Genomic DNA, 9408 nt, shown 5'->3' with positions numbered 1-9408 from the left:
CAGTTTTTAAGACAGACTAGAACTTACTTTGGGAATTTACCTTCTTTATTTTTCTCAATATTTCCAAAAAATCCATTGACTTTTTTTAGAGATATGATATACTAGTCAAGTACTGCTGGTTTAGCTCAGTCGGTAGAGCGCATCCATGGTAAGGATGAGGTCGCCGGTTCAATCCCGGCAACTAGCATAAAATAACGCTAAAAACCCTTGAAACACAAGGGTTTTTGTTATGTCTGCCCCAAATCTGCCCCAAATTTTTCAAATATCTTTCTGACCTTGTCATTGCTTTTTTCTTTTAATGATTCAAGCTGGTGGGCATAGACTTTGAGTGTGATGTTTAAATTTTCATGTCCTAATAATTGGGAAATGGAAATCAACTCAACACCTTGGGTAATCAGGTATGATGCGTAGGTATGTCTTAGTGAATGTATGTGGACATTTCGCCCAACAATTTTCTTAATAGTCTTATTGGCTGCTGCATTCGAAACGGAAGCAAAAATTCTATTTTGATTATTCTCAATCCAGTACTTTTCTTTGTACTCAATCAGTAAATTGATAGTCTGGTCATCAATAGGGACTTTTCTCATCGAGCTACTATTTTTTGTTGGTGCAAAATCAAATGTAGTATTGTAGTTGTAAGTTTTATTGATGTCAATCAATCCATTTTCAAAATCTATATCATCCCAAGTCAATCCAACTGCTTCAGCAAAACGCATACCTGTGACAGCGATTAAGTATATGATTGCATACGAATGATATTTTATCTTTTTTCTTGTCTGTCGGATTAAGTCGATGTACTCCTCCATTTCTAAAAACTTGGTTTCTTTTGCGAATGATTCTACCGACGAGCGTATGATCGCAAAATCGCAGAAGTTCCGCTCAATGATGCCCTCGTGCACCGCCATCTTGACTGCTGCCTTGACTTGATAATGGAATTTTTCAACTGTTTCTTGGGTGTGTGTGCTGGCAAATTGATTGAGTACTTGTTGATACATGCTATTTGTAATTTCGGTTAACTTTGTATCTTTAAAGTACAACTTGACTTTGCTTTCTGTATGCTGATATTTCTTCCAAGTGACAGGCGTGACATTTGGCTTTTTATGTATCTCAGCCCAGTTGTGATAATAGTCCAAAAATGTTTGTTTGTCATCAACAAATACATTATTGTTAAGCAATCTCTCTGCTTTGCTTGCAGCAGATTGAGCTAATTTCTTAGTAGCAAACCCACCTTTTGATTTTTGCTTAAATGATCCGTCAGGAGCCTTATATGAGATACGGTATTCCCATCCGTTATCTCTTTTTCTAAAATATGCCATTGATTTACCCTTTCTTTTTTGATAAAATGGGTATAGTAAAGAGACCTACTGCAAAGCAGGTTTTTACTATACGAACTTGCCCTACACTCAAGCTTGCCGGCGGAGAGTGTGGGGATTTTTTTGTTTTTTGTAAAGTATTTTTGTTTAAGGTAATTTCCCTGCTTCTTTGATAAGTTTTTTATTTTGTTGTTTTACTTTGCGTTCTAATTTTTTTAAGTCTTCTGCTGGTGGTAGTTCTTCTGGTTTGATACCACGTTGTGCAAGCATGTTTCTGATGGTTGTATTGTTTAAAACGTGTTCATCTGTGATGGATTTTTCGCCATGGAGGTTGTTTTCTTCAACATTGTAATTTGTCATCTCGGTCGCTAGATTTTTTGCTGCGATGGTCAGAGTTGGTAAGAAGTCAGCTAGTGGACGGTTGCTTTTGACACCAAGACGTTCTTTCATTTCCTGCGTGCTATGTCCTCCAAATAGTGCCATATCCCCTTTTGAGCGAATTCGTCCGAAACCTCTGTCATCAACACCTCTTTCATAGATGTTTTGAGACAGACGTTTTTCAGATTCTTTGAGTTTTCCTCGTGCTTCGGTGCGTTCGATATAATGAAGTCGTTCCTCAATCAATTCTTGCTTCCTGGTTTGGACTGCGAAATAGGATTGAGCAAAGGCGATCTCTTCTTTGTTGGTGTCACCGTTAATAGCGATGAGGTAACAAGCGTAGCGGGTGAGCATATAGTCTTTTACTGGACGTTCAGAACCACTACCTAGCGGAACCATTTTCGTGACCTCACGAAAATGGTCTGATACCTTGGTATCACTGGTTTCTATGGAGTTCATGGCTCTGTGAATTGCTTTGTGAAAATTCTCCCAGCGTTCGTAACCTAGTAATGGCATGAGGTCACGGGCATACCAGTAATCAATGAATTCATTTTCGGTTTGATTGACTATGCTATCGAATTTTTCTTTGGTTCTATAAATTTTTGATTGTTCCATTTTTCTTACCTCTCCCTATACACCTCCACGACTTCGCCGATGGTGCGCATGTCTTCGGTGAATTGGATGTCGTCATAGTCTGGGTTTAGTGACTGTAGGTGGTCGCTTTTTAGTTTCTTGACGTAGTTTTCGCCGTCAACTTGGAAAATTCCGACTTTGTTTAGATCTACCTGGTCCTTGAGTTTGATAAAGAGGAAGTCGCCGTTTTTGATTTTGGGTTCCATGGAGTGGCCAACAACGACTGCAACGGTGTCGTACTTGCTTTCGTCTGGAATGTCGTCTGCGTAGAAGTCAACCATAGTATCGTAATCATCTTCTTGCCAATAGCCTGTACCAGCAGATACCTTGCCTGGTACAGATAGGCTGATACGCTTTCTAGCGTCATATTCTGCACGTTTTTCTGATATGTCAATGATTTTCCCTTGCTCTTCGGCTAGAAGCATCTCAGAGGTCGCCAGGAGCTTATTCTTGCGTGTGTCGTTGAGCTTGTAGTAGTTAGATAGCAGAATAGTCTTCCGTGGGTCGAAGTTGGGAAGAGGGATGGAAGAAGAAGGGATTGTGGATTTTTCTTCAATCAAATCCGATTTGTTAATTCCAAAATAATTTGCAAGTAATTCGATTTTATCGATTCTGGGATAGGTTTTAGCGTTTATCCAATCAGAAACGGTCATATATTTCAAATCTAAATCAGAACAAAGTTGGTTTCTATCAACCCCTTTTTTGTCCATATAGTATTTTAGATTATTTGACATAACCTCTTTATTTCCTAATGACATAAGGTTATCCTCGCTTTCTTAGGATAATTTTACGATTTTTCCGTGATAAAATCAAGAAAAAAACAAAAAATCACGGAAAAAACAAAAAAAGTTGTTGACAACACGGAAAAACCGTGATAAACTATAATCAAGGTTAAGGAATTAACCGAATCAAAACAGGAGGAAAAGCAAATGGTGGACATACTAAAAAGCCTAGCTGATAACGAGTTAGCAATTCCGATTATCATTCTAGGCTTAGTAAGAGAAGCTCGCTTATGGCACAAACAAGTGCTTGAGCACAAGCGGAACTTACAAAACAAAAAGTAAGAGCAAGGGGCGAAAGCCCCAACCTCTTATTTGTAGTATACCACCATTTGCCAAAGAAAGCAATGATCTATTGGTTAGCTGGTTTGTTGGTCCTGTCGTTTGTGATACGGCAGATTGTGAAGTGGAAAAAGAAGAAGTAAGGTGGAAAGGTGGAAAGGAGGAAGAATGAAAGCGAAGATTATTTTTATTGTTTCAAATTTTAATGCATTTGCTTTATTCAGTTGTCTATTTTTTCCGAAAGTCGCTCAAGAAGTAGCTATTACTTATATTAGTCTTTCTCAACTTATTGTGATTGGCTATCTTTTTTGGGATGATGAGTAGAAAGTGGGAGTAATTCTAATGGTTTCGATTTTTTTCTAAAATCTGCCAACAATGCGGCAGTGGCTAGGACTGTAGCGATTAGGTTAAAGAGTTCAATTCTCAAAGAGAGTAACATCCAGAAAGAAAATATTGAAGGTATAAATAATTTGTTAAAAATGGAAAAGATTGTAGTTGCAATCTTCCAGCTTTGTCCTTTAATTTTATAAATAGAATACCAGATGAAAAATATTGAAAAAATAATTAGATGAAAAGTTAAACTGAACCATAAGCCAATTAACATTTGGTTCATATCAATAGCTTTAAATTCAGATAAAGCATTGTATGAGGAAAGTTCTAGCATCCAATTAAATAAAGATGTTGCCATTAAAATAAAAAAGATTGTGAATATAACAGTACCTATATATTCAGAGACGGTCTTTATATACTTTTTCATAAATTTCTCCAATCATTTTTACAAACATTATACCAAATTTAGAAAGGGGTGAGGGGTATTGAAATGGACGCTAAAAATGTTGCGTGCCAGGGACAATCTTACGCAAAAACAAGCTGGTCAGCTGGTAGGTGTTACTGCTGACACATGGGCAAATTGGGAAAATCAAAAAACATTTCCAGATGTCCAAAAAATTATTGAAATAGAAAAAGCGTTCAATGTCAATTATGATGACATTAATTTTTTAGGTTCAATCACGGTTTAAACGTGATGGTGCAAAACCAACCAAACTAGGAAGGAGAAGGGGATGCGAAAAGTATTCGAGAGAATAGCAAAAAGCCTTGAGAATATTGTTGAATTACTCAAGGCTCAAGCTCAAGAACGTGCTGAATTAAAAGAAAAATTCGACACATTCGAGAAAATGTTAACGGACTTACGCAACAATCCATTTGGAATTAAAGAAAAGGAATAGCAGCTTTTATTTTAGCGGCGAATTCAAGTGCAGTATCAACTTTATCTTTGAAATCCACTTCAAGCTCCGCGATAGCTTCAGTAGTGAGATGAATGAATAATAGCTGATTATCTGCTGGGCTTCCAGAAATATACCCATGTTTCTTTAATTCGAAACAAGTATAGCGGGTATCATCAAAAGACCATTCAGGCATTAGTTCATCGTTTATTCGATGAACATCTCCGAAAAAGGTTGCCTTATCTTTTGAGTCTCCCTCTCTGCGTCTTTTGACATACTGTGCATACATTGAACTTAAAAGAAACTTGGCATCATTTGTCAAAATATTCATAGCTTTTCCTCCTTTCCGTATTTATTATATCACGGAAAGAGAACAACCAAACTAGAAAGGAGGAGGGGATGAAAGAAATCATTGAAAAACATTTTGAAAATATGGTTGATGAGATTTTGCTTTCGTCAGAAACCTATGAAGAAGCTATTTCAAGCTTGAAAAAGATTTCGGTCCTAGGCATTCATCAGCCAGGCGGTCTTATCAAAAGTTTAGAATTCGCAATCAAGCGTAGAGCTTGTCAGCAAAAAACACCTAATCACAAGGATTAGGTGTGGTAGCATTACACATTCAATCGAATGTGTGCAATTTGTTCGATGTTCACTAAGTGTCTGTAGTCTGTTTTTAACTCTACCAAATCAATGATGTTCTCTTGGTCGGAGTAGGTTTCATAGATTTGGAAGAATGTTATTTTATCGCCATTTGTGAAAGAAATGGTAATAGTATCTACTTCATCTTTTAGTGAATCGATAATAAATTGTTTCATGACTTGACCTCCTTTCCGTGTTGATATGTTCATTATATCACGGGAAGAGAGCAGCCAAACTAGAAGGGAGAAGGGGATGAATGAACTAGAAAGAACAGCCCTCAATGAAATACTGAGGACTGTGACGTATATTGCGGAGAAGGTGGATGAACTTGACGCTAAGATTTCTTCGAGCGACTCACAAGTTCTTGAGCATCAAGAAAATTGAGTTTCATTTCCATGTAGTGAATAACTCCGTGAAGGTAATTTTTGAGGTGAGAAAAATCTTTATCAGGATTATTTCTATAGTAATGACCTTCATCATTGCCAATATAAGCAGATGCTAGTGCAAATGTTTTAAGATCATCATCCTTGATATATTTTTCGATAACCTGTTTTAACGGCATTTTAATGATTTTATCTTCGTCATCAGGATTTGTGACAATAGAGAAATCTTTAACGAAAAACTCAAGCGCCTTTCGATATCCGATGCCTGCGATGTGGTCGAGTTGTTCATGTTCTGCTTTTAAAGCTTGAACATAGATTTGTTTCCCAATTGGAGAAACTAACTCTACATCGTCCGAAATTGGAATATCACTTGGGAGGTTAGGAGTAACTTTAAGATGTTCGACTATGTAGCCATTTGAAGTGTAGGTTGCAATAAACTCGTCATTCCAAAAGTGAAGACACCCTAAACATCTAAAAGTAGCTACTACACTATTCACTGTCTTATTTAGTTCGAAGTAAGTGGAATTTACCAGATGAGGATTGGTTCGCTTTTTACAATTAGGGCAAAAGTCGTCAATTTCAACGATTTTCGTTGACGAATATCCAATATTTATTTTGGTTAGCATAATTTACCTCACGTTTTTATTTTAATTATATCAAATTAGAAAGGAATTTTATGAACGAAATTATCAATGTTAACTTGAATGATAACCAAGAGCCTGTTGTGTCTGGTCGGCAGTTGCATGAGGCTTTGGAAGTCAAAACACCATACTCTATGTGGTTTGACCGAATGGTTGAGTATGGCTTTACAGAAAATCAAGATTTTTTGCTTAACAATTTTGTGAAGCAAACAGGTCGCGGAGGTCACAACAAGGTTGACCACATTATCAAGCTGGACATGGCCAAAGAAATTGCTATGATCCAACGGACAGATCGTGGCAAGCAGGTACGGCAGTACTTTATCCAGGTTGAAAAGGACTTTAACAGTCCAGATAAGATTATGGCACGGGCTCTGCTATTGGCCGACAAGAAGGTGCATCAGCTGGAAGCGCAGATTGAAGCAGACAAGCCCAAGGTGTTGTTTGCTAATGCGGTCGAGGCTAGTGCTACATCTATCTTGATTGGGGACTTTGCCAAGATTTTGCGTCAGAACAGCTACAACATTGGACAAAACCGCTTGTTTGAGTGGTTGCGGAACAATGGTTTCCTCATTCGGAAACGTGGAGAGAGCTACAATATGCCGACCCAGAGGTCTATGGATATGAGCTTGTTTGAGGTCAAGGAGCGGACACATAATGAGCCGAATGGCAGTATCAGGATTAGCAAGACGACCAAGATGACGGGTAAGGGTCAGACTTACTTCATCAACAAGTTTTTGAATGAAGACATGCAAAAAGCCTGACGGCAATCAGGCTCACAAATAAATATTACAAGAGGATTATACCATGAATGATCTAATGATTCAAATGTTGGACCAGTTTGAAGCTGGGCTAATGGATAGAGCGTTGAAGGTCATGCACGTTGTCATGGATGAAAAAAGACGGTTTCCTATGGAACTCAACAAGTCACAATGTGCTGAAATGTTGCTTGGAACAAAGGATACTGGAACCTTTGACTTGAGATTTAATTGTCACAAAGATTTTCCACGTATTCCGAATGCTCGCGAGAAGTACCCTCGCGATGCAGTGATTGAATGGTACCACAATAATTGGCAAAGGACAGTGATATGACAGAAGAATTGATGTTGACAGCTGAGCAAGGTTTAGCATTTATTGCTATTTTGACCCCAATCTTAATCTGGCTGATCCGTAAGCCTGTTGAGATTGAAATAGAGGTCAAGGAGCCTGTGATTGAAGAAAAACAACCAGAGCGGAATTTGAGATATTTGCAGATTCATAGATACTATGGAGGATAGAATGAAATTTTGGGACATGATGAAGCGTTTTTTGAGTGTTGAGGAAGATGACTACATTCCTAAAAGCCAACATGAGTTGGAACGTGAGCTTGCTACTGCACGGCATACTGCCAAGGAATACAAGAAACTGGCTTTACTGAAAAATCAGGAATGTGTTGGTCAGGCAAGGCTGATTGATGAGCTACGCAGACGGATTGACTTCTTGGAGAATGTCAACAAGTGCCAGGCTGAACTATTGGCAGAGCGTGAGGTCTAGCTATGGTCTGGATTGTGGCAAAGAAAACCAAGACTAAGCGTGGTTATAGATTTTACCAAAAACGGTCGTTTGATACTTGGCAGAAGGCTAGAATTTATCAGCAGGACTTGTTTAATAAAGATGTAAATGCTGAGATGTGGGAGGAGAATGGAGGTATAGAGATTGGCAAATGCAAATAAGCGGTACTATTGGATTCAACTCGCACAGGATTTCTTCAAATCCAAGGAAATGAAGTTGCTTCGAAAAATAGCAGGAGGGGACACTCACACGATTATCTATCTTAAGATGATGCTGTTGAGCCTGGAAGACAACGGGATTCTATTTTTTGACGGGGTTGCTGATAACTTGGCTGAAGAAATTGCGCTGGTAATTGACGAAGATGTGGAAAATGTAAAAATTACCCTTGTTTTTTTACAGTCCAAAAAACTGTTGTCAAAAATATCGGATAGGGAGTATTTTTTGGAGCAAGTCCCAGAGATGGTAGGTAGTGAAACTGCAAGTGCCCGTAGGGTTCGCAAGCATCGTGAGAACCAAAAGGTGTTACAAAGTAACAGCGATGAAACAAATGGTAACGGAGAGAAAGAGAAAGAACAAGAGAAAGATATAGATATAAACTTATCTAGTAGTAGTTGTATAAATAATAGCGATTATTCAATCAAGCAATTATTCAAAGATTTCGAAGCTGGCTTTGGAAGATTATTAAGTCCATTTGAAATTGAGGACATCCAGAAATTTGCTACTGAAGAAGGGCTTAGCCCTGAATTAATAAGGGAAGCCCTTAAAGAAGGGGTATTTCGCAATAAACCTGTATGGAATTATATCAAAGCGATTTTACGAAATTGGAAGAATGATAAGTTACTGACAGTAGAACTCGTTCGAGCTAGGCAACAAGAACAGGAACTGCCTAAGAATGTTGATGTTTCGCCTGAATTTTTGGAGGCTATGAACTTATGGAAGGATTAGACAAGGTAAAACGGGTCATACTGAAACACGGTCTTAAGCAAGACAATCCTTTTGTCCGTGATGTGAGGCATTCAACAACTGGTTTGGAAATTTTCTATGGCAATGAGCGTCAGGCCTTTCGGTACGCAAATTGGCAGGTTGGTGTCGTAATGACAAAGCAGTTGTATCTGCATGGGAATTTTAAAATTATAGAGGTGGAGGACTAATGGACGGTTTTTTGAAGTTAGACAAGATGATGGATTGGCAGGTAGCGAATTATCCGCTACGTATGTCTGAAAAGGCTCGCTTGATGGCTTTGCCTGGTGATGATTTTGTAGCCGAACTGGATCGTATGGCCGAGGAATATCATCGTACAAGATATGGAGGTAGTTGATGGCTCATGACGAAGAAATCGAAATCGGGCAGGAGATGCCAGAGTATTTGAAAGGACGGAAACAATGAAATTTCTTGATCTGAAATCAAAAAGGATTTTGACTGGGCTTGGCAGTTTAGGGAAGAGGTGGAGTGATGGAGAAAGTTATCTATATCCCCTACCTCAAGGATAGACCTGACGGAGTTATGTGGAAAGAAAATGACTATCATAAGCAGAAAGAGCTTGAAAAGAAAAATCCAGTATTTAAACGAGGAGGCAGAAAATGATACCG

General features: G+C 38.4%; 15 protein-coding genes and 1 tRNA gene. 9 read left to right on the top strand and 7 right to left on the bottom strand.

From position 1 onward, the window contains the following. Positions 1-114: 114 nt before the first annotated feature. Positions 115-187 (top strand) — tRNA-Thr (locus tag CWM22_09865). 40 nt (positions 188-227) lie between these two features. Here CWM22_09865 and CWM22_09860 read toward each other — a convergent pair. The 4 genes from CWM22_09860 to CWM22_09845 form a co-directional block, all read right to left on the bottom strand. Next, positions 228-1316 (bottom strand): site-specific integrase, encoded by a 1089-nt coding sequence (locus CWM22_09860; GenBank protein AUC92181.1) that lies wholly within the window; start codon positions 1314-1316, stop codon positions 228-230. A gap of 144 nt (positions 1317-1460) precedes the next feature. Continuing rightward, positions 1461-2306, bottom strand: coding sequence for a DNA damage-inducible protein D (locus CWM22_09855; protein ID AUC92180.1), 846 nt, complete (start codon positions 2304-2306; stop codon positions 1461-1463). Positions 2307-2311: 5 nt separating this feature from the next. Beyond that, complete coding sequence (locus CWM22_09850; GenBank protein ID AUC92179.1) at positions 2312-3082, bottom strand: XRE family transcriptional regulator; 771 nt, start codon at positions 3080-3082, stop codon at positions 2312-2314. Between the two features lie 589 nt (positions 3083-3671). Then, the gene (locus CWM22_09845) at positions 3672-4142 is read right to left on the bottom strand and encodes a hypothetical protein (protein AUC92178.1); all 471 of its coding nucleotides are present in this window, start codon (positions 4140-4142) and stop codon (positions 3672-3674) included. A 76-nt stretch (positions 4143-4218) separates the two neighbouring features. Between CWM22_09845 and CWM22_09840 the strand changes: the two genes are divergently transcribed. Next, positions 4219-4404 carry an XRE family transcriptional regulator gene (locus CWM22_09840; GenBank protein ID AUC92177.1) on the top strand — a complete coding sequence of 62 codons (186 nt, stop codon included), beginning with the start codon at positions 4219-4221 and terminating at the stop codon, positions 4402-4404. A 190-nt stretch (positions 4405-4594) separates the two neighbouring features. Here CWM22_09840 and CWM22_09835 read toward each other — a convergent pair whose 3' ends face one another. Further along, positions 4595-4939, bottom strand: a complete 345-nt coding sequence (locus CWM22_09835) for a hypothetical protein (GenBank protein ID AUC92176.1) — start codon at positions 4937-4939, stop codon at positions 4595-4597. A 68-nt stretch (positions 4940-5007) separates the two neighbouring features. On the opposite strand from CWM22_09835, the gene CWM22_09830 reads away from it, so the two are divergent. Next, positions 5008-5208, top strand: coding sequence for a hypothetical protein (locus tag CWM22_09830; GenBank protein AUC92175.1), 201 nt, complete (start codon positions 5008-5010; stop codon positions 5206-5208). Positions 5209-5219: 11 nt separating this feature from the next. On the opposite strand, the gene CWM22_09825 is transcribed toward CWM22_09830, so the two are convergent. Both CWM22_09825 and CWM22_09820 read right to left on the bottom strand, forming a co-directional pair. Beyond that, entirely contained in the window at positions 5220-5423 is a 204-nt protein-coding gene (locus CWM22_09825) for a hypothetical protein (protein AUC92174.1), read from the bottom strand. Positions 5424-5581: 158 nt separating this feature from the next. After that, positions 5582-6256, bottom strand: coding sequence for a DUF4145 domain-containing protein (locus tag CWM22_09820; GenBank protein ID AUC92173.1), 675 nt, complete (start codon positions 6254-6256; stop codon positions 5582-5584). Between the two features lie 50 nt (positions 6257-6306). On the opposite strand from CWM22_09820, the gene CWM22_09815 reads away from it, so the two are divergent. The 6 genes from CWM22_09815 (at position 6307) to CWM22_09790 (ending at position 8970) form a co-directional block, all read left to right on the top strand. Further along, positions 6307-7032 (top strand): oxidoreductase, encoded by a 726-nt coding sequence (locus CWM22_09815; protein ID AUC92172.1) that lies wholly within the window; start codon positions 6307-6309, stop codon positions 7030-7032. 43 nt (positions 7033-7075) lie between these two features. Then, a complete protein-coding gene (locus tag CWM22_09810) occupies positions 7076-7360 on the top strand; it encodes a DNA-binding protein (protein ID AUC92171.1) in 285 nt (94 codons plus the stop codon). Beyond that, the gene (locus CWM22_09805; GenBank protein AUC92170.1) at positions 7357-7545 is read left to right on the top strand and encodes a hypothetical protein; all 189 of its coding nucleotides are present in this window, start codon (positions 7357-7359) and stop codon (positions 7543-7545) included. The genes CWM22_09810 and CWM22_09805 overlap by 4 nt, the downstream gene beginning before the upstream one ends. A gap of 1 nt (position 7546) precedes the next feature. After that, entirely contained in the window at positions 7547-7801 is a 255-nt protein-coding gene (locus CWM22_09800; GenBank protein AUC92169.1) for a hypothetical protein, read from the top strand. Positions 7802-7963: 162 nt separating this feature from the next. Beyond that, positions 7964-8764: a DnaD domain protein gene (locus CWM22_09795; protein ID AUC92168.1), complete on the top strand. Its 801-nt coding sequence runs from the start codon at positions 7964-7966 to the stop codon at positions 8762-8764. After that, positions 8752-8970, top strand: a complete 219-nt coding sequence (locus CWM22_09790) for a hypothetical protein (protein ID AUC92167.1) — start codon at positions 8752-8754, stop codon at positions 8968-8970. Before CWM22_09795 ends, CWM22_09790 begins: the two co-directional genes overlap by 13 nt. Positions 8971-9408 lie beyond the last annotated feature (438 nt).

Source organism: Streptococcus suis (assembly GCA_002831545.1).
GTDB lineage: Bacteria > Bacillota > Bacilli > Lactobacillales > Streptococcaceae > Streptococcus > Streptococcus suis_P.
The sequence above is the reverse complement of the archived record's forward strand: the minus strand, read 5'-3'. Positions and strand labels throughout refer to the sequence as shown.

What these genes read in the sequence shown, in the direction of transcription:
- CWM22_09835 (AUC92176.1), bottom strand. Translation starts at nt 4,939, where the DNA reads ATGAATATTTTGACAAATGATGCCAAGTTTCTTTTAAGTTCAATGTAT.
- CWM22_09825 (AUC92174.1), bottom strand. Translation starts at nt 5,423, where the DNA reads ATGAAACAATTTATTATCGATTCACTAAAAGATGAAGTAGATACTATT.
- CWM22_09840 (AUC92177.1), top strand. Translation starts at nt 4,219, where the DNA reads ATGTTGCGTGCCAGGGACAATCTTACGCAAAAACAAGCTGGTCAGCTG.
- CWM22_09815 (AUC92172.1), top strand. Translation starts at nt 6,307, where the DNA reads ATGAACGAAATTATCAATGTTAACTTGAATGATAACCAAGAGCCTGTT.
- CWM22_09855 (AUC92180.1), bottom strand. Translation starts at nt 2,306, where the DNA reads ATGGAACAATCAAAAATTTATAGAACCAAAGAAAAATTCGATAGCATA.
- CWM22_09790 (AUC92167.1), top strand. Translation starts at nt 8,752, where the DNA reads ATGGAAGGATTAGACAAGGTAAAACGGGTCATACTGAAACACGGTCTT.
- CWM22_09860 (AUC92181.1), bottom strand. Translation starts at nt 1,316, where the DNA reads ATGGCATATTTTAGAAAAAGAGATAACGGATGGGAATACCGTATCTCA.
- CWM22_09820 (AUC92173.1), bottom strand. Translation starts at nt 6,256, where the DNA reads ATGCTAACCAAAATAAATATTGGATATTCGTCAACGAAAATCGTTGAA.
- CWM22_09850 (AUC92179.1), bottom strand. Translation starts at nt 3,082, where the DNA reads ATGTCATTAGGAAATAAAGAGGTTATGTCAAATAATCTAAAATACTAT.
- CWM22_09845 (AUC92178.1), bottom strand. Translation starts at nt 4,142, where the DNA reads ATGAAAAAGTATATAAAGACCGTCTCTGAATATATAGGTACTGTTATA.
- CWM22_09805 (AUC92170.1), top strand. Translation starts at nt 7,357, where the DNA reads ATGACAGAAGAATTGATGTTGACAGCTGAGCAAGGTTTAGCATTTATT.
- CWM22_09810 (AUC92171.1), top strand. Translation starts at nt 7,076, where the DNA reads ATGAATGATCTAATGATTCAAATGTTGGACCAGTTTGAAGCTGGGCTA.
- CWM22_09800 (AUC92169.1), top strand. Translation starts at nt 7,547, where the DNA reads ATGAAATTTTGGGACATGATGAAGCGTTTTTTGAGTGTTGAGGAAGAT.
- CWM22_09830 (AUC92175.1), top strand. Translation starts at nt 5,008, where the DNA reads ATGAAAGAAATCATTGAAAAACATTTTGAAAATATGGTTGATGAGATT.